Source organism: Hyphomicrobium sp. NDB2Meth4 (assembly GCF_900117445.1).
In the GTDB taxonomy this organism is placed as follows: Bacteria; Pseudomonadota; Alphaproteobacteria; order Rhizobiales; family Hyphomicrobiaceae; genus Hyphomicrobium_A.
The window spans coordinates 519,559-538,203 of the sequence record NZ_FPEJ01000005.1; the positions used below are offsets into that span (position 1 = coordinate 519,559).

19 protein-coding genes are annotated in these 18,645 nt (G+C 63.7%); 9 read left to right on the top strand and 10 right to left on the bottom strand.

Features of this window, described 5'->3' with window-relative positions; genetic code table 11:
* Window positions 1-18: 18 nt before the first annotated feature.
* The 4 genes from NDB2M4_RS11465 to NDB2M4_RS11480 form a co-directional block, all read right to left on the bottom strand.
* Entirely contained in the window at window positions 19-279 is a 261-nt protein-coding gene (locus NDB2M4_RS11465; RefSeq protein ID WP_072374833.1) for a hypothetical protein, read from the bottom strand.
* An 86-nt stretch (window positions 280-365) separates the two neighbouring features.
* Window positions 366-1,469, bottom strand: a complete 1,104-nt coding sequence (locus NDB2M4_RS11470; RefSeq protein WP_072374836.1) for a pyridoxal phosphate-dependent aminotransferase — start codon at window positions 1,467-1,469, stop codon at window positions 366-368.
* 69 nt (window positions 1,470-1,538) lie between these two features.
* On the bottom strand, window positions 1,539-1,976 hold the full coding sequence (locus tag NDB2M4_RS11475) for a DUF1489 family protein (RefSeq protein WP_072374839.1): 438 nt from the start codon (window positions 1,974-1,976) through the stop codon (window positions 1,539-1,541).
* Window positions 1,977-2,057: 81 nt separating this feature from the next.
* Entirely contained in the window at window positions 2,058-2,489 is a 432-nt protein-coding gene (locus NDB2M4_RS11480; protein ID WP_072374842.1) for a hypothetical protein, read from the bottom strand.
* Window positions 2,490-2,656: 167 nt separating this feature from the next.
* Between NDB2M4_RS11480 and NDB2M4_RS11485 the strand changes: the two genes are divergently transcribed.
* The 7 genes from NDB2M4_RS11485 (at window position 2,657) to NDB2M4_RS11515 (ending at window position 7,473) form a co-directional block, all read left to right on the top strand.
* Window positions 2,657-3,118, top strand: coding sequence for a hypothetical protein (locus NDB2M4_RS11485; RefSeq protein WP_139247212.1), 462 nt, complete (start codon window positions 2,657-2,659; stop codon window positions 3,116-3,118).
* Window positions 3,119-3,186: 68 nt separating this feature from the next.
* Window positions 3,187-3,678 carry a methyltransferase family protein gene (locus NDB2M4_RS11490; protein WP_072374848.1) on the top strand — a complete coding sequence of 164 codons (492 nt, stop codon included), beginning with the start codon at window positions 3,187-3,189 and terminating at the stop codon, window positions 3,676-3,678.
* A gap of 14 nt (window positions 3,679-3,692) precedes the next feature.
* Window positions 3,693-4,445 (top strand): DUF5655 domain-containing protein, encoded by a 753-nt coding sequence (locus NDB2M4_RS11495; RefSeq protein WP_072374851.1) that lies wholly within the window; start codon window positions 3,693-3,695, stop codon window positions 4,443-4,445.
* Window positions 4,446-4,537: 92 nt separating this feature from the next.
* A complete protein-coding gene (locus tag NDB2M4_RS11500) occupies window positions 4,538-5,869 on the top strand; it encodes a hypothetical protein (protein WP_072374854.1) in 1,332 nt (443 codons plus the stop codon).
* A gap of 99 nt (window positions 5,870-5,968) precedes the next feature.
* Window positions 5,969-6,592, top strand: coding sequence for a ParB-like protein (locus tag NDB2M4_RS11505; RefSeq protein ID WP_072375100.1), 624 nt, complete (start codon window positions 5,969-5,971; stop codon window positions 6,590-6,592).
* A gap of 69 nt (window positions 6,593-6,661) precedes the next feature.
* Window positions 6,662-7,006 carry a zinc ribbon domain-containing protein YjdM gene (locus tag NDB2M4_RS11510; protein WP_072374857.1) on the top strand — a complete coding sequence of 115 codons (345 nt, stop codon included), beginning with the start codon at window positions 6,662-6,664 and terminating at the stop codon, window positions 7,004-7,006.
* A gap of 173 nt (window positions 7,007-7,179) precedes the next feature.
* Window positions 7,180-7,473, top strand: a complete 294-nt coding sequence (locus NDB2M4_RS11515) for a hypothetical protein (protein WP_083556181.1) — start codon at window positions 7,180-7,182, stop codon at window positions 7,471-7,473.
* Between the two features lie 32 nt (window positions 7,474-7,505).
* Here NDB2M4_RS11515 and NDB2M4_RS11520 read toward each other — a convergent pair whose 3' ends face one another.
* Entirely contained in the window at window positions 7,506-7,958 is a 453-nt protein-coding gene (locus NDB2M4_RS11520) for a GNAT family N-acetyltransferase (protein ID WP_072375104.1), read from the bottom strand.
* A gap of 7 nt (window positions 7,959-7,965) precedes the next feature.
* Complete coding sequence (mgtE, locus tag NDB2M4_RS11525; RefSeq protein WP_244536143.1) at window positions 7,966-9,348, bottom strand: magnesium transporter; 1,383 nt, start codon at window positions 9,346-9,348, stop codon at window positions 7,966-7,968.
* 275 nt (window positions 9,349-9,623) lie between these two features.
* On the opposite strand from mgtE, the gene NDB2M4_RS11530 reads away from it, so the two are divergent.
* Together NDB2M4_RS11530 and NDB2M4_RS11535 are read left to right on the top strand one after the other, a co-directional pair.
* Complete coding sequence (locus tag NDB2M4_RS11530; RefSeq protein WP_072374863.1) at window positions 9,624-10,646, top strand: polysaccharide deacetylase family protein; 1,023 nt, start codon at window positions 9,624-9,626, stop codon at window positions 10,644-10,646.
* A gap of 101 nt (window positions 10,647-10,747) precedes the next feature.
* Window positions 10,748-11,860, top strand: coding sequence for a polysaccharide deacetylase family protein (locus tag NDB2M4_RS11535; RefSeq protein ID WP_072374866.1), 1,113 nt, complete (start codon window positions 10,748-10,750; stop codon window positions 11,858-11,860).
* 33 nt (window positions 11,861-11,893) lie between these two features.
* Here the strand turns inward: NDB2M4_RS11535 and NDB2M4_RS11540 are convergent, their stop codons facing one another.
* The 4 genes from NDB2M4_RS11540 to NDB2M4_RS11555 form a co-directional block, all read right to left on the bottom strand.
* The gene (locus NDB2M4_RS11540; RefSeq protein WP_072374869.1) at window positions 11,894-13,438 is read right to left on the bottom strand and encodes a bifunctional aminoglycoside phosphotransferase/ATP-binding protein; all 1,545 of its coding nucleotides are present in this window, start codon (window positions 13,436-13,438) and stop codon (window positions 11,894-11,896) included.
* A gap of 174 nt (window positions 13,439-13,612) precedes the next feature.
* Complete coding sequence (locus tag NDB2M4_RS11545; protein ID WP_072374872.1) at window positions 13,613-15,220, bottom strand: hypothetical protein; 1,608 nt, start codon at window positions 15,218-15,220, stop codon at window positions 13,613-13,615.
* 122 nt (window positions 15,221-15,342) lie between these two features.
* A complete protein-coding gene (locus NDB2M4_RS11550; RefSeq protein ID WP_072374875.1) occupies window positions 15,343-16,905 on the bottom strand; it encodes an OmpA family protein in 1,563 nt (520 codons plus the stop codon).
* Window positions 16,906-17,130: 225 nt separating this feature from the next.
* Window positions 17,131-18,450, bottom strand: coding sequence for an SAM-dependent methyltransferase (locus tag NDB2M4_RS11555; RefSeq protein ID WP_072374878.1), 1,320 nt, complete (start codon window positions 18,448-18,450; stop codon window positions 17,131-17,133).
* Window positions 18,451-18,645: the final 195 nt, after the last annotated feature.

The following is an 18,645-nucleotide window of genomic DNA, read 5'->3' on the forward strand; positions in this document are numbered from 1 at the left end:
GAGCAAGTGCTTGGAACGTCAAGGTTGTGTTGGAGCCGTCTGCTGAATATCGGCATCGATTTGCGCCGGCGTGTCCGTCCCGCCCGGCAGCTTGCTGGCGACGAAATAGAAAGCCGTCGAGGCCGCAATCAGGACGATGGCTGCGACGATTGCCACTGTGCTGCGCCGGGTCGCCTTCACCAGCGACGGCTTAGTCAGGCCCAGCGCCAGATAGATGATGGCAAGCACGCACACGGCCTGGAACAGCCAGGAGGAATAATCGAGAGTGGTGCTCGTCATCTTCGCCTCAGTTCAAAAGCATCGCGCGCGATCTTTGCACTGAGGAGCTTAATGGAATGCGACCACGGAGTAAGTTGCACCAGCAGTCAGCCTGCGGACACGAGCGCCTGCGGCAGCGTCTCGGCAAAAATCGCGAGGTCTTCATCGCTGCCACAGCTGACGCGGATGCAGCGATCTAGCGGCGCGACGCCCGGCATACGCGCAAAGACGCCACGCTCGAGTAGACCATCGAGCACGCGCCGCGCATAGGCACCATCCCGCCCGCAATCCATAGTGACGAAATTCGCCCCCGAGGGCAGCGGCACCAAGCCATTGCTTCGACCAATCGCACCAATCATCTCGCGTGCACGCGAAATCTTCGCCACGACCTCATTGAGATAGGGCTGATCCTCCACAGCGGCTAAGGCACCGATCTGGCCGACGCGATTGATGCCGTAGTGATTGCGGATCTTCTCGAACTGGCGAATGAGGCCGCTCTCACCCAGGCAATAGCCAATGCGCGCGCCTGCGAGCCCATAGGCCTTCGAGAAGGTACGGAAGCGCAGCACCTGCGGATTGGAGACGTCGATCGCCAGCATCTGGCTCTGATCGGCAGTATCGCAATAGGCTTCATCGAGACAGAGCAGCACGCCATCCGGCAGCGCGCCGATCAATTCGCGCAGGCCATCAGCGCCCCAGAACGCCCCCATCGGGTTATCCGGATTGCACACGTAGAGAATGCGCGCGTCCTCGCGATTGGCCGCATCCACAAGGGCACCCAGATCCTGCCGGTCATTGCGGTAAGCAACGTTGACTAACCGGCCGCCGCCACCTGCAACGTGAAAGTTGAAAGTCGGATACGTTCCATTCGACGTGACGACCGCTGAACCCGGCTCCACCACCAGTTTCACCGACAGGCCCAACAGCCCATCGATACCTTCGCCGATCACGACATTATCGATCCCGACGCCGTGCAAGCGCGCGATCGCGGTGCGCAGCTCGTAGCTCTCGGGGTCCGAATACATCCAGTTGCCGGCCGCCGCTTCGCGCATGGCGGCAACCGCCTTGGGCGAGGGTCCGAACACGCTTTCGTTTGCGCCGAGCCGCGCACGGAAGGCATGGCCACGTGCACGCTCCTGCGCCTCCGGACCGACGAACGGAACGAACGCGGGCAGGCCTTCGACGAGGTTGGTGAGACGAGGACGAGACATTGAGACGGCATGGCACCCCGAGGGCTCGCCCGTCAACTGGCAGCGTCGCGCCCACAAGACCAGCGATCGCTAAATGAGACAAAGCTCTGCCAGCTCGCGCCGCAACTTGGCCGGAAGCTCGGACAGGGCGGGATCGCCTCCGCCGATATCAGCCGGCGCATCATCGGCGCTGAGATAGCGCCACCCCTGAAACGCCCGCCGCGGCACCGGCCGCACCGGCACCAGCACCGGATCGAGCAGGATGCGGCAGCCCTTGCTGCCGTCGGATCTTTCACCCTGTTCAAAGCCGATGAGGCGCTGGCGGGCCTGCACCGCGCCTTTGATCACCCAGTAGATCGAGCCGCCGTCGAGCAACTCAGCTTCACGCTTCGGCGTCTGGAATGTCATGTGCCAAAGGCGTGGCTCTTTCTTCGCCTTGCGCTGCTCGGCAATGCGCGCACTCTGCCAGCTGGCGAGATCCTCGATGCTCTCGACCCCCACGCACAGCTTGATGAGATGAAGCGGCATTATCCTCCCTCACTCACGCGCGAAGATGGACCTTCCGCGGGCCCGCCGCCAGCGCTTGCGGACGGCATCCACAGCGCCGGATTATTTCTCCGTGCATGACCCCACATACTGCGCCACCACCGGCTGCCCCAACACTCCGAAGTGGCGCGAGTGCACGGCCGGATACGTGCCGCTCGAAGCATCCTTGTCGTAGACGGTCGTAAGGTTGAGGAAGCCCTCGTTGACCACCTCGAGGAAATGGTTCGCGTTGATCGCGCGCACCACCTTCAGCGGCGTCGGCGGCGCAGTCTTGTCGAGGATGAGGTTCGCCTTCTGCCCTTCCAGATCGATGTCCGCGATCGTGAACGCAATCGGCTTTGGCTGCTCGCTCTTGAACGCACCGTTATCGAAGGTCCAAGTCGTGCCACTGGTGAAGTTGCACTGAAAACCTTTCGGTTCTTCCTGTGCTCGCGCGGGTGAAACGCACGCGACAGCCAGAACCGCACTCAAAACAACATTCGCCTTGATTTGCATATACTCTCTACCAGGACACTGAGCAGCAGGCCTATACCTACCGGACCTGAAGCGAGACCCGCAAGCAACAGCTGCGAAAAGGCTTCTTGTCGCCCCCCACCGGCACTCCTCATGCCTTCAATCCGCCCCGTTTCGAAGCTCGATAGCTGTAAAGGCGGGGAGATTCGATGTACGCACTGCGAACCCACATGGTCGTTGCGCTGGCGTGCGCCCTCGCAGGTGGCTGCTCTACCGCGCCCGCCGATATGCGCCCGAACCTCGTCGGCGACATGAAGGCCCCGAGCAGTGAAGTCACCACCGGTTCACTCCCCGCATCCGGCTACCAGCTCAGCGATAACGAGCTGAAATACGACTGCCGCAAGCTCACCGGCATGATGCAGATCCGCATTCTTCAGGTGCGCGGCTACGACTCGAACAAACAGGCTTCTGCTGCCGCCCGTGGTCTCCAATCCTTCGCCACCCCGATCTGGGGCGGCACCAAGGAAGGGCTCGACCCCGAGGCCCAGCATCGCAAGGACCTTGCGATGCTCGAGGCCTACAACCGCCGCCTCGCCGGGAAGAACTGCAAGACATTCGACCTGAATGCGGAACTGGCGGCCTCGAAGGACACCACACCCACCCCGCGCTAGGGTGGGTTAACGGAGGGGCGCGTTTCTGGTGTAAACGTCAATTTCCGGACGAGCATCAGGAAGCGGAAATGGCCTCCGACGACAGGAATAGCGATATCGCCGAGCGGCCGAGCACCGTTCCATGGCCGCCGATCATCCTGGCCGGCGTGGTCATCGCCGCTATCGCGTTGCGCTACATCGCTCCGCTGCCCTGGCCTGGCATCGACGATCAGCCAGCACATCTCGTCGGTCTCGGCATCGGCGCCGCCGGCATCGTGCTCCTGATCTGGGCGCTGCTCACCCTGCGCGGCCATGGGACGACGTTCCTGCCGGACGCAGGCGCCACGACGCTGGTGACCACCGGCCCCTATCGCCGCTTCCGTAATCCCATCTATCTCGCGGACACGATGATCCTCCTCGGTGCCGCCGAGGTCACGAAAAACATCTGGCTGGTCATCGCCGCCGCCGGCTTCGCAGCTCTCGTCACCTGGCTTGCGATCCTCCCCGAGGAGCGCCACCTCGAGCACCGCTTCGGTGACGCCTATCGCGCTTACAAGTCGAAGTCGCGCCGCTGGATCTGAGCTAGGGAACGGGCATGGCCATCGACTTCGGCGAAAAGGAGCGCGAGTTCATCGAAGGCCTCAAGGAGAACACCGGCCGCGACCTCGCCGAGTGGATGCAGGCCATCACCGATGCGCAGCTCCCCCATCGCAACGACATCATCGACTGGCTGCGCCATAAAGGACTGATGTTCTCCAAGGCCTCGTGGCTGGAACGCATCCACCACAACGGCGGCCGCCCGATTTATGCCGGTGTACCGAGCGGCGCAGCGCCACGGCGTCCAGCGCGCCGTCGCAACGAGCCGCGCTTGGCGCCAACGACGCTATTACGACCAGTGCAGGCGATCCAACCTGCAGCAATCGCCGCATCACCGGCGCCGCCACCCGCCGCGCCGGCGAAACCTGCGCCGATGCCCGCCCCAAGCTCGGTTCCCGCCGACATCGAAGCCCTGCTCGGCAAGGCAAAGGCCTACCGGCCGCTAGCGCAGCTCATCCTCGCCAAAGTTCGGCAGGCAGCCCCCGCCGCGGCACTTTCCCTGCGTGAAAGCGCAGTAGCGATCGGGCAACCCTCGCCTTTCGCCCTCCTCGGCGTCTCACCCAAGGAGGTTCGCCTCCACCTGGCGCTCGGAGATCATCCCTTTGATGAAACCTTGAAGAAAGGACAAGCAGGCGGCGGACTTGGCAAAGGCGAGGTGCTGTCCCACATGCTGGTGCTGAACGATGCGCGCCAGGTCGATGCACGCCTGACGGAACTCATCGCACAGGCGGCGTCGCGCACAGGCAACTGAAGCCGAACCATCGAATAGCCCGAATTTTGCGCCCCAGTCCGCCGTGAAAGTTTGCGTATATTGAAGTGCGGCACATGTTTGGAGGCTTTGTAATGTCCGCCGACGCCCGTTGGGCCCGTACCGCACTTATCATTGCGACGCTCAGCGCTTCGACTGCCGGACTGCATGCGCAGTCAGCACAGCGCGACGGCATCGCCGACTTGCTCTCCCGCTCAACGCCCCAAGCGAAACCCGAGCGCGTCGCCGAAACGACAGTCGCGCCACCCGCAATTGCCACTGCTCCGGCCGCACCCGCCGTCCCGAAGGACCCGCGCGAAGGGGATGAAGCCTTCGAGCAGGCACGCCAGTTGATGCGTGCCGTCGATGCTATCTTGCGCGATGCAGCCGACCAGCGCTCCGAAGCCCAGAAGCTTCCCGGTCGTGACGAGTTCATCCTGACGCCCTTGTGGACCGAGACACGCGAGGACCGCGAAGCCCGCATTCGCGGCATGCTCGATTCCGCGCTCGGCATCGTCACCGACGTGCCCATCGTCGACATGCAGAAGAAGGTGGAAGGGCTTCGCCAGAACATCCGCGATATCGAAGCCCAGATATCGACGCTGAAGGAAAAGCAGATCACCGCGCCCAAGGACGCGCTCCTTCCCGGCGTGCTCACCGACACCGTCTCCAGCCTCGATTCAAACATCAAGGATGCCTACGCGCGCATCGACAAGAACAAGGACGAGATCGCCAAGACAAAGGCGGAGATCGCCGGAGCACTTTCGAAGACCGGCGTGGAGCTGACGCCCGATCAGGTCGATCTGCTGCTCGACAGCGTTCTCTCCGGCGACCTCGTACGCCTCGTCGCCGTATTCAACGCCGCAAAGATCATCGACAGCCAGCTCGGCAAGCTGCTCAACGCTGCCGGCGACAACATGAACTCGGCGCGCAAGTATTTCGCCATGCACGCTGCGTTGTTCGCCATGCTGGTGCACGCGCAGGGTACCGCGATCGAGAAGATCGACACCAACTACATGCCGAAGCTGAACGCCATCCTGAAGGACATCCAGTCGGCACAGGCAAAGACGACGAAGCTGTTGCAGGCCGAGAACCGGCCCGACCAGAAGCGCGCGCTCGAAGCCAACCGCGACGCCCAGAAGGTCGCCGCCGAAGCCGCCAAGGGCTATCGCCGCTATCTGCAGCAGCAGCGCGAGCAGATCGCCAGCGCGCGCACCCGTGCGGTCCACGACCTGCGCATCGCCGACAACACCTATGAGACAGTCGAAGCAAGCTTCCAGCTCAAGAACCTGATGCGCGATAGCGCCGCTTCGTTCGAGGCGATCCAGAAGCTCGAGGCCCCAACGTTCGACCAGATCTTCAAGAACGAGGAACTGCGCCAGGAGTTCGAGAACCTGACCCGCCGCCTCGACGCGCCTTCGAGCTGACGCGGCGCCAACTTCCGGAACAGACAACGCCGCCCGACAGGGCGGCGTTTTGCCATTTCGATGTCAATCGTCGTTGAGGCTTACCCCCAGGAGGTCACGATGGCCGTCGTCCGCGAGCCGACGCTAAAGCCGGTGAAGATCGAAGACCTGCGCCCCACTCAAATAACTGTCGGCATGCGCGAGGTCGAAGCCAAGCGCAAGCGATGGCGCGAGAAGGGCGAAAAGGAAGAGCTCAAGTTTCTGGCCGAGCACATGATGCCGACGATCCTCGGTCCGAAGCGACGCCACTACATCATCGACCATCATCATCTGGCCCGCGCGCTGCACGACGAAGGGCGCAAGGACGTTCTCGTCACCGTCGTCGCCGACCTGAGCAGGATCGAGATGGACGCGTTCTGGGTCTTTCTCGACAACCGCAACTGGCTTCACCCGTTCGATGCCCAGGGCCGTCGCCGCGAGTACCACTCAATCCCAAAGTCCGTCACCGGCCTCGAAGACGACCCCTACCGCAGCCTTGCCGGGGAGTTGCGGCGTATCGGCGGCTTCGCGAAGGATACAACCCCGTTCAGCGAGTTTTTGTGGGCTGATTTCCTGCGCCGGCGCATCAAGCGCAAGCTGGTCGAAGAAAACTTCGCCGATGCGTTGGAAAAAGCACTGCGGCTGGCCAAGAGCTCCGACGCCGATTTCCTGCCCGGCTGGTGCGGCCCCCTCGACCCGAGATGATTGGCTTTTCGCTTCCGGTTTGGCGTCCCATGCGCTAGCACCCCCGCAGCCAATCTTCAGGGAATGCCAATGACCACGCTACCGCCGTGCCCGAAATGCAACTGCGAATACACCTACGAGGATCGCGGTCTCTACATCTGCCCCGAGTGCGCTCACGAGTGGGACCCGCAAGCCGCTACTGCCCCCGCTGAGGCAGAAGGCAAGGTCTACCGCGACGCCGCCGGCAACACGCTCCAGGATGGCGACAGCGTGGTCCTCATCAAGGACCTGAAGCTCAAAGGCTCCTCGAAGGTTCTCAAGATGGGCACCAAGGTGAAGAACATCCGCCTTGTCGACAGCGACCACGACATCGATTGCAAGATCGACGGTATCGGCGCCATGAGCCTCAAATCGGAATTCGTCAAAAAGGCCTGACACGCATCGGGAAGGGATGACACACCGCCGCGTCGCTCGAATGCAACGCGAAATTTGGCTTAGATCATTGAACGCATCCTGCGCTGCAACAAAACTGTCATGACCGCGCGTTCGCAACGAGCATCGCGGCCATGAGCCTTGCACACATGAGCCTTGCAGACAGGAGAGCCACGATGTCCGCCGTTGCCGAGCTTGCCGTAGCCGAGAAGACCGAAACCAAGGTGACGCCACAGATCAAGGCAGAGCCCGAAGCGAAGTCGCAGGACGTCCTCCTGCACGTGCGCTATTCGCCCGACTCTTCGATCTTCTTTATCGACTCTTGCCCCTCTTGCCTCAGCTCCGATGCTTGGCTGAAGCTGCTGCTCACCGAGGCATCCGATTGCTATCGCGCGCTCGCCGGCGGCCGCGGCTTCTTCCGCATCCCTTCGGAACGCTTCTCCGCCATCCTCGTCAAAGCCGCGAAATAGCGGTGGCGCCAGTACCGCCGCGGTGATCTCGATCAGCGGCGGTACTGCACGAACGGACTGAGCGTCGCCACGCGATCGTACAGCCGCCGCGCCTGGCTGTTGTCCAGCTTCGTTGCCCAATAGGTGCGGCTCGCCCCGCGCCTATCGGCTTCCTCGTACACCGCTTTGATGAGCGCGCGCCCCACGCCGTGCCGGCGCGCGTCGCGGTCTACGTAGAGATCTTCCAGATAGCAGTAGCTCGTCGACGACCACGTCGAGGGGTGAAACACGACGTGCGCGAGCCCGATGGGACGGTCATGCTCGTCCACCGCGACGGCACCCCAGAAGCCATCCTTCTCGCCGATGAGGCGCTCCCAGGTCAGGTCGATCACGTCGGCCGGAACCTTCGCCTCGTAGAAATTGATGTAGCCGTGGAACAGCCGATCCCACGCCTCGCGATCTGAAGCGCGCAGCGGCCGAATGCTGACGTCACTCTCAACGCTCATCTTTGCCTCATCCAAGCCAAAGCGTCGCTAGCCCCAGGAACGAGAAAAACCCTATGACGTCTGTCACTGTTGTGACGAACACCGTGGACGCCACGGCGGGGTCAAACCCTAGCCTGTCGAGTGCTAGCGGAATGAAGATGCCTGCCAGCGCTGCCGCGATCATGTTGATGATGATGGCGACGGCAATCACAACGCCGAGCTGATCGGCACCGAACCAATACACAGCAAGAAGTGACAGGAACACCGCGAACGTCAAGCCGTTGATTAGTCCAACAGCGGCCTCGCGTGCCACAACGCGTGGGATATTCGCCGGGTTGAGCTGACGCGTCGCCAGTGCACGCACACTGACAGTCATGGTCTGAGTTCCCGCGTTGCCACCCATCGAAGCAACCATCGGCATCAGCACCGCGAGCGCCACCATCTGCTGGATGCTGGCGCCGAACATCTTGATCACCGACGCCGAGACGACCGCGGTGCCCAGATTGACGAACAGCCACGCGAGACGCGGCGGCGCGATCTGGCGCACGCTGTCCGTCAGCCGTTCGTCGCCGACGCCGGCCAGCAGCTTTGCGTCCTCGTCCGCCTCCTGCTCGATGACCTCGACGACGTCGTCTACGGTGACGACACCGACGAGTCGGTCGTTACTGTCGACGACGGGCGCCGCCATCAGGCCATAGCGCTCGAACTGCCGCGCCACCTCTTCCTGGTCGGCGGTCGCGAACACGATGTGGCGATCGGTGTCCATGATCTTCGCGATCGGCAGGTCGCGCTTCGAGCGCAGCAGGCGCGAGATGTCGACGCTGCCGAGAAGGTGGTATCCGGGATCGACGACGAAGATCTCCGAAAAGGTATCCGGCAGATCCTCGGTCTCCCGCGCGAAATCTATGACCTGCCCCACGGTCCAGAACGGCGGCACCGCGACGAAGTCTGCCTGCATGAGGCGGCCGGCGGTTTCCTCCGGATAGAGCAGGTTACGCTGCAAGGCAGCGCGGTCGCCCTGCGGCAGCTGATCCAGGATCTCCTTCTGGTCGTCCTCTTCGAGGCCTTCGAGGAGATAGGCGGCATCGTCGGTATCGAGGTCGCTGACGGCCTTGGCCAGCACGTCGTTCGGCAGCGCCTCGGACAGCTGATCGCGCACCTTCTCGTCGACGCCGACAAGCGCTTCGAAGTCGAAGTCCGGTCCCAGCGCCTCGATCAGTGCGACGCGCTGTTCGGGCCCGAGCCATTGGATAAGGTCAGTAAGGTCGGGCCCCTTGACGTCTGCAACCAGTGACCGCAGCGCCGCAGTGTCCTGGGCTTCCAGCGCCTCGTCGACCGCATGGAACAGATCGGCACTCGGCTTCACTTCCTGCTCACGGCCGGCGCTGGTGCCGTTCTGCGTATTTTCCAAGCGCACACTCCGTCTGCGTCGGGTCGCGCCGCGGCGCCCAGCAAGTGACTCTCAATCGACCGAATGATGCCCGGCTTAGCACGTTGCTGCGCGCTGCGCAGTCTGGTGCGCAGATGCAACAACACACTCAAAGATGAACGCAATTGCAAAACTTTTACAGAAAATCTTAGTGGTTGCGGACTAGTTAAGCCCCTTGAGCAGCGCGCGGTGACCATCCTCACCGCATGATCGACAACGGGCGAAATGTACCGATGCGGTGGTTGAGTACATTGTGCTTGGGGAGCGTTTGCCTTCTGTCGTGCGGCGATATCTCGAAGCCCAGCGCCCAGGAAGCTCCGCCTCATCCAGCTGCCCAGGTCGCCAACTGCGCCACCCGCGCCGACGTGCTCGGCCTCTCCCGCATCGTCGAAGTCGACACGTCTGAAGGTCCGCTGTTCGGGCGCGGCCAGAAAGGCGGATTTGATTTCCTCAAGGACGGCGAAATCGTCCTCACCTTCGACGACGGCCCCTCTCGCTCACACACGCGCAACATCTTGAAGGCGCTGGCCCAGCACTGCACCAAAGCGACGTTCTTCATGGTCGGACGCATGGCAGCATCCGATCCGGCCATGGTGCGCGAGGTCGCAACCGCCGGGCACACGATCGGCAGCCACACCTGGTCGCACGCCAAGCTCTCCAGCCTCACCGCCGACAAGGCCGAGGAAGAGGTCGAACTCGGCCTCAGCGCCGTCGCCACAGCGCTTGGAGCGCCGGTCGCCCCATTTTTCCGCTTCCCGTATCTGCGGCCCAATGCAGCGGCGGTCGAGTATCTGAAGGCGCGCCACATCGCCAGTTTCATGATCGACGTGGATTCGCGCGATTTCCGCACCCGCGATCCAGCAGAGGTGCAGAAGAACGTCCTCACGCAGCTTGCCGGACGTCACAGAGGAATCCTCCTCTTCCACGATATCCAGCCATCGACCGCGAACGCCCTGCCGGCGCTGCTCACTGAGCTCAAAAAGCGCGGCTTCAAGGTCGTTCACATGGTGCCGAAGCAGACTGCCGAGACGCTGCCCGAATATGATGCGCGCGCCGCCAAGCTGATCGCCCACAAGATGCAGGCGGCCAGCAAGGAGCCTCTGGCGCCCCGCTCGCTCACTTGGCAGCAATCGCAGCAGAGCGCGGGCGATGATGGCACCGAGGTGCTCCCTTGGGCGCATCAGCGCAACACATCGTCCCAACTGTCCACCGGCTCGACCGCCTCGCCTACCAACGAACCGGCAACCGTGCCATGGTATAAAAAGTGGTTCACGCCATGAGCGCGTGTCGAAACGAGTACGAGTTGCGTATCCCTCTGCCCACGCGGGCGCCTAACCGATTGAGGTGTACTTTGAACCGTCGTTTCTCCCTTGCGTGCGCCATGGCCACTTTTGCATCGGCACTCGCACTACCTGCACTGGCCGATGAAGCCTGCAAGGACCCCAAGAACGCTCTTGGCGTCTCGAGCATCGTCGAGATCGACGCAAAGTCGGGCCCCCTCTACGGCGCCTTCACCAAATACGAGAAGGAGCCGCGCTTTCTCGGACCCAAGGAGGTCGTGCTGACCTTCGACGATGGCCCGATGCCCAAGTACACCAAACCGATCCTCGCAGCCCTCGACAAGTTCTGCACCAAGGCGACGTTCTTCTACGTCGGCCAGATGGCCCAGGCTTATCCTGACATGGTCAGAGAGGTGATGGGCCGCGGCCACACGATGGGCACGCACACCTGGTCGCATCCTCTCAACCTCCGCTCCCTTTCCCTCGAGCGCGCAACCGACCAGATCGAGCGCGGCTTCGCCGCCGTGGCGCTCGCTGCCGATCAGCCCATCGCGCCGTTTTTCCGGTTCCCGGGCCTGAGTGACTCCGGCCCGCTCCTCGCACACCTGCAGGAGCGCGGCATCGCCGCTTTCACCGTCGATGTAGTCTCCAACGATAGCTACATCGGCAGCCCTTCCCGCCTGGCCGCGCGCACCATCCAGCAGGTCGAGCGTCAGAACGGCGGCATCATCCTGTTCCACGACATCAAGGCATCGACCGCCGCCGCATTGCCGACCATCCTCGCCGAGCTGAAGAAGCGCGGCTACAAGGTCGTGCATATGCGCGCAAAGGCCAACTTCGAGCCGCTCCCCGCGCTCACCGCCGAGCTTGAGACCAAGCGCGCCGCGGCCGAGGCCAAGAAGTCGGGCGGCGAGACGGCGGAAGCCGCCGCCACCGAAAAGAAGCTCGTGCCCTTCTATGCACCGATCATGGTCTCGACACTTGAAGAGAAGAACGAGCCGGAAGTCACCGTGCTGGAGCCTGAAGCGAAGGAGCGCGTCCACGCCGGCGGCACCCACGCCACTGCCAGCGCCCCTGTCGCCTCCGCCGAAGCCAGCACCGGAGACGTCACGCAGCCCGTAACGCAAACGCGTAGCAAGAAGCACGCACGCAAGCGGCACAAGCCGGACGCAGATCCGTTGAGCCTCAGCAATGCGATCAGCGGCCGCTGGTAGCCCTCTCTCATTGATGAACTAGGTCGAGGTGCGCTAGGCGGACGAAGCGCCGCTCGCCACCTCGACAACCCGCCGCGCTTCTTCAAGCCCCTGCTCCGGCGTGCCCGAAGCATCGACCTCGTACCAGGTGATCTCACCGAGATCATAACCGAGCTGCTCGCGCACGACGCGCTTGTCGGCGTCCGAGGCGTCCCCTTGCCGCCGCTCGACTCTCGCGATCAGAGTCTCGGCCGGCGCCTGCAGCCACAGCCCGATGAACGGACAACCCGCATCGCGCGCAATCGTCTCGATATTCGCCCGCTCCTCTTCGTTGGCGAATACCGCATCGACGATCACTGCATGGCCAGCAGACAGCGCCCGCCGCGCCTTGTCCTCGACGATGCTGTAGACGCGCTGCGCCGTACCGACGCGATAGTGCTGCCGGTCGAGCCGCTGCGTCTCCGGAATGCCGAACAGACGCTTGCGCTCGACATCGCTGCGCAGATGCAGCGCACCCGGCGCACATCCGACAAAGGGGGCGAGCTGAGCCGCTAGCGTCGACTTCCCCGTTCCCGACAATCCCCCTACCGCAATCAACACCGGCGGAGGCGGAGCCAGATAGCTGCGCGCCAGCAGCGCGTTGCGATGGATCTCCGCCCGCAACGCCGTCTGCGCTTCGGGTTCGAGCTGCTCCGTGCGCGCCATCGCCACCACCGCACGCACACCCGCACGGCACGCGAGGAACAGCGGCAGGCAAGCCAATCCCTCGATCTCGCCACCAATGGGCTCGAACGCAACGTAAGCGTTCAGCACCGCGTTCGCCGCGTGGCGGTCTCCGCGCGCATCGAGATCCATCAGCAGAAAGGCGAGATCGTACAGCACATCGATCGTTGCCAGCGCCTCACTGAATTCAAGCGCGTCGAATGGCACCGGCTTGTTGTCGATCAGCACGATGTTGCCAAGGTGCAGATCGCCATGGCAGCGGCGTACGCAACCCGCGTTGCCGCGCTCCGTCAGCAGCGGCTTCACGCTGTCGAACATCTCGATCAGCCGCTGCGCCACGTCTGGATAGCCAAACTCGAGGGCACTGGAGAGCTGATCGACCACGGGCGCCAGAATGCGCTCGCCGTTGCAAGCGCTCGCAATCGGGCTGTCCTGATGGTAGCGCGCAACCATGTCGGCAAGAGACTTCGCCAGGTCTTCCGCGATCGGGCCCTGCTCCTCCCGATGGCTCAGCACCGCATCCTGCGAAAAGCGGCGCATGCGCACCGCCCATTCGATGATGTCGCCGCGTTCGTCGAGCCCCAAGCTGCCGTCGTCCCTGCGTACGATCGGCACCAGCCCGAGATAGATGTTCGGCGCATGCGGGCGGTTGATCTCCATCTCGCGCACGGCAGCGGCATGCCGCGCATGTAGCGTGGAGAAATCGACAAAGCGCAAGTGCACGCGCTTGCGCAGCTTGTAGGCGTGCTCGCCGACCAGATAGACGCGCGCGATGTGCGTCTCCACCACCTCGACCGGACCGCTATCGCCGTAGCTTGCCGCATCGCGCAGGAACGCATCGATCTGGCGCTCCTCGTCATCGGCGAACGTAAACATCGATTGTCCTCATCGGCTGGAGCGCGCACGCGTCGATAGCAGACCACGCAACGGTGTTGCCGCCCGTGATCTTACGCAAGCGTTTTGCCGATGCGAACGCTACCTTGCAAGACCACGATAGCTTCGGACCCAAAAGGTCCGAAGCATCGGTCATTCAGGCACGCCCAGAAGCCGCTAGACGTCGCTCCGACGTGAGAATTCGGTCTGGCCGCCGGTCGCGAGGATGCGCGCCTGCTCAACCCAGTTCTCGCGCTCGATCCGCCCCTTGAAGTCGAGGATCTGGCTAATGCGCTCGATGTCCGCACCAGTCCAGTTCGCTACCTGCTCGAAGTGCACGATGCCCAGCGAGTTGAGCTTCTTCTCAATCAGCACGCCGATGCCGCGAATGCGCTTCAGGTCGTCACCGTCACGCGATGGGTGGACACCCCAGGCGCCATCAGATCCGACGAGCGCTTCAGAACGTACCGAGCGCAGCGGCGCAACGCTTCCGCCGGTCGGTTCCGCCGCCGGCGTCTCGGCAGCACTGGAAGCGGCGACTGGCTCCGAAGCAATCGCAGGCGGCTCTACGGCGGCAGCAATCTCGGACACCGCGACAGGTGCCACCGCAGCGACAGCCGGGGCAACCACGGGCCCCGCTTCGGGTGCCGGTTCTGGAGCTGGAGCTGGCGCGGCAGCGGCCGGTTGCGCCTCATCGAGCCGCAGCGCGTAGTAAGTCTTGCCACCCTCGGCCAGAACCCGCGCCTGTCCAACCCAGTTCTCTTTGTCGACACGGCCCGGCGAGCCCAGGGCGTCGTCGATGAGTTTGATATCCGCAGCGTTGAGCAACGCAAAATCGGCATAGCGCTGCACGCCGAGTTCCTTGAGCTTGCGCTCATTCAGGATGCCGACACCGCGAATGCGCTTAAGGTCATCGCCCGGGCCGGACGCAGCCAGTGGCAGCTGCGGTACCACGGCGGCCGCAGCCACGGCGGGAGCTGCAGCCACCACTGCGGCCGCGGGCTCTGTAAACTGAGGCACCGGCATACCGCGGTCGACGCGCCGCGAGTAATACGTCTCGCCACCCGTCGCCAGAATGTGAGCCTGCCCGACCCAATTCTCCTGCTCGATGCGACCCGAGGCTCCAATGCGCTCGCCGAGACCTTTGACGTCGGCCGACGTCAGTCCGGCAATATCGGCAAAGCGGCGAATGCCGGCGTCCTTGAGCTGCTTCTGCACCACGCTATCGATGCCGCGGATGCGAGTGAGGTCATCGCTTGGCGCAGCGCCGCCGTCCTGCGGCTGCACCGGCGCGCCAGAACCCGACGTCACCGAAATCGACGAAATAGGCTTTGCCTCCGGGGGCGGGGCTGACGCAGCGGGTTCGGGCGCTTGAGGCGCCACCGCCGGAGCGGTCGTTACCGGTGCCGGCGCCGCAGCGGCAGGAGCAGGTGCTGCTGCAGCAGGAGCGGGGGCCGGGGTCGGCGCGGCGGCCGGCTCAGGAGGCGGCGCCGGCTTTGCGGCGACCGTGGCTGCAGCAGCGGCTGTCGCAACTGCCGCCGCACCCGTCGCGGCCTGCCCGCTGATGGCGCGATCGAAGCGGCCTTCCTCAGCGCTAGCGCGCGGGGTCACCTCAATCTTCGGCTCCCCGGGAGCCGGTTGGTGCGGAATGCTGCTGACCGCCACGTCCGGGCTCTTGGCCGCCCGGCTGTAATAGAAGCGCCGCTTCAGGCTGCACGCCAGCAGGCCACCGAAAAAGAACGCGGCCGCGAGCAGCAGCCACGCCTGCCAAAGCAGCTCCGACATAACTTCACTCCCCAAATTTCATTAGCGCGCGTTTCCCCGCGCGTCAGTCTTCCACCCTGGCACACGCAATCCACGCCACAATGAATCCGGCAGCGAACGCCGCCGCGGCGTACCAAACAAGATTAGCGAGCAGATAGTCCATTGCGCGTCCCCTGCTTTCGTACGGGCATCGGCGGCAGTGGCGCAGCGCGCGCCGCGACCGTCAACTCGATGCGCCGGTTCCTCGCCCGGTTCGCCTTGCTGTCATTCGGCGCCACCGGCTTCTGGTCCCCGTATCCGACGGCAACCAGACGCCCATCGTCAATGCCCTTATGGATCATATAGCTCGCAACCCCCCGTGCCCGGTGTCGCGATAGCACCTTATTATGTCGGGACTTCCCCGAAGAATCGGCGTGGCCGGCGATGTGCAGCGTCGCCTCCGGACAAACGTTCAGAGCGCCGACAAGCCCGTCCAGAACGGCTTTTCCTGACGTGTCGATCCGGGCATCGCCCCGGGCGAAATGCACTTCTGCAAGCCGAGCCGCCTCCTTCACACGCTCGATGCATGAGCCCGGTTCTGCAATGTTGCCCGGCGGCAACGCAGCAGTATCAAAGCGCGGAGGCTTCGCCGGCGCGGGCGCTATCACCCCCGACAGCCAGCTGGATACCGCGGAAGCCCCCTGATCGCGCGTCGAAGCGCCATCGGCCTTTGCCGACGCCACAACAGGCTTTCGCTCTGGAGCGATGGGCGCAGGATCACCCCCAGGGTGCGCATCGCCCGCCCCGTTCGCTGGCGAGGTTGAAACGGGCTCCGGCGCGGCGGCCGCCACCTCGGCAGGCTTTCGCTCGGGCGGAGTGACACTCTCCTGCGGCGCCTGCTCCGCCTTCTGCTCAAGCGCGGCCACATCGCCCGGTTTGCGCAATGGCAGCTCCGTTGGGGCCGCGTCAGTGGCCGTTGCCTCGCCGTGCGCCTGATCTACAGCAGGCACAGGTTCGGCGTGAGCAGCGGCACCAGCTGCAACGTTCTCTCCGGTTGGTAGCGCCGCGACCTTCTGATCAGGAAGCACGTCGGCCGCCGTGACCGCATCGGCCTTGGCTTCTGCCGCCTCACTCACAGTAGAGGCAGCCGGTGCGTTGTCAGCAGCAGCCGGGGTTGCATCCGGCCCGAGCGAAGCGGGCGACACCTCATGCGTTGCGACGGTTACCTCGGGCGTGCCATCGGCTTCCCGAATATGCCCCAACACCGCCTCGGACTGATGCGCCTCTGACCACACGCCACCCTCAGGGGACGCATCCGCGACCATCTTGTCGTGCTCGCCGACGGCATCGGCGCTGGCAACGGGCACGGCGTCACCTAGCGGTAAGGGCTCGCTGTCACGCAGCACTCGCCCCGGCGCCCCTCCGTCGGTCGCCGGCGTGATCGGCACGTCCCTGATCGCCGGAGCAATCGAGCGCGTACGCACGATCCGCACACCCCAGACGTTGCGCACGACATTCGCGGCCTCCGCCAGCTGCATGCGGTCGGCTGGCTGCCCGGCAAGAAGGCCGTCGCGGCCATCGAATGCCACCACGGCCCAGTCGTGCCCCGCCGCGCGCAGGGCGTCGGTGCTGCGCCGCTCCAGATCCTGTTCTATGTGAGAATGTTGGGCCTGCACCGCCAGCCAAGCCAGCATAGCGATGGGGATAAGTCCCCACAGCCAGCGCATTGGATGGCATCTCATGCGCGCCGGAGTCTCCGCATTCGGTGCAACTGACACAATGCTACCGAGACCCCGCGTCCCGCCTTCGATGCAATAATACCCCGGCGCCGGACCAGCCGGCTTATTGCCTCATGGCGCATGCCATCCGGCAAGGAGGACTATAGACAAGCCCAATCGGCTTTCCAAGCCGAGCCGACGCACCCCGCACCCGGTCCCTTAGAAAAAAGTCAATTAATGGCGTTGCTTGCGCAAGGGCACCGGCTCGGACGCAGGAGTCTGAGCGGGCCTCTCTGGAGCCATTTCTCGGATTGCGTCGGCCTCGCGCATCGCCTCCCGCATCCTCAGGTCCTCGTAGCGCTCCGCGATATACGAACGGGTCAGCGGCACGGCATAGGCGCTGCGCGCACACTGGACCTGGAACACCGCCACGTTCTGGAACCGGAACGCCGCCTCGCAGCAGGCGAGATAATATTCCCACATGCGGCAGAAGCGTTCGTCGTAGAGAGCCATCGCCTCGTCCCTGCGCGCCATGAAGCGGCGGCGCCAGGCCAGAAGCGTTTCGGCGTAGTGCATCCGAAGGCACTCGACATCGGTAACGATCATGCCCGCGCGCTCGATTGCCGGAATGATCTCCGACAGCGCCGGAAGCTGCCCGCCGGGAAAAATATACTTGTCGATCCACGGATTGGGATACCACGGGCCATCCATCAGCCCGATCGTGTGCATCACCATCACGCCATCGGGCTTGAGCAATTCGCGGCACTTGTTGAAATAGGTGCCGTAAAAGCGCGGCCCCACGTGCTCGAACATCCCGACCGATACGATGCGATCGAAGCTGCCCTCAACCTCGCGATAATCCTGCAGCACGAAGCGCACGCTATCGGCAACGCCGGCCTTCTCGGCACGCCCGCGCGCAATCTCCAGCTGCTCGGTCGACAAGGTGATGCCCTGCACCTGCCGCGCGCCACCCATCTGCTTGATATACAGCCCGAGCCCGCCCCAGCCGCTGCCGATATCGAGAACGCGGCTGTCAGGCTCGACCAGCAGCTTCGCGGTCACGAGCCGCTTTTTCGCCAGCTGCGCCTCTTCCAGTGTGCAATCGGGGCGCTCGAAATATGCGCAGCTGTATTGCCGGTCCGGATCGAGGAACAGCTCATACAGCCGATGGTCGAGATCGTAGTGATGCGCAACGTTGCGACGGGAGCGCCAACGATTGTTGCGGCTGACGAAATTGCGCGTCAGGAAGCGCATCCGGCCGAGCAGGCGCGCCGGCAGCGAACGGTCTTCGACCGTCGCATCGCGCAGCACCAGCGCAAGAAAATCGTAGATCGTGCCGCGTTCGACGACCACTCGGCCGTCCATGAACATCTCGCCCAGCCGCAATTCCGGATTGAGGACCACGCCGCGCTCTGCGCCCTTGTCGAGGAAGCGTATTTTCACTTCCTCGCCGGTGCCATCGCCGAAGGTGAACTCTCGGCCACTCGCAGTCACCAGCGTCAGGGAGCCGCGCTTCACATACTGCGAGAGGATTGTCGTCAGAATTTTTTCCATGACGCGACAACCGGGCAATTGAGCGACCAGCCTAACGCCGAGCCGAGGCCCGACGCAAGTTGAAGCAACAGCTCAAGGCTACTCGCATAATCTTATGAGGAGCTAAATGCTGCGGCAATAATGCCGTGATCAAACTATAGGCAAAAGAAATGCGCGGCTCTCTCGGTGCGCGCGCAATTCGTCCAGGTCCAAGCG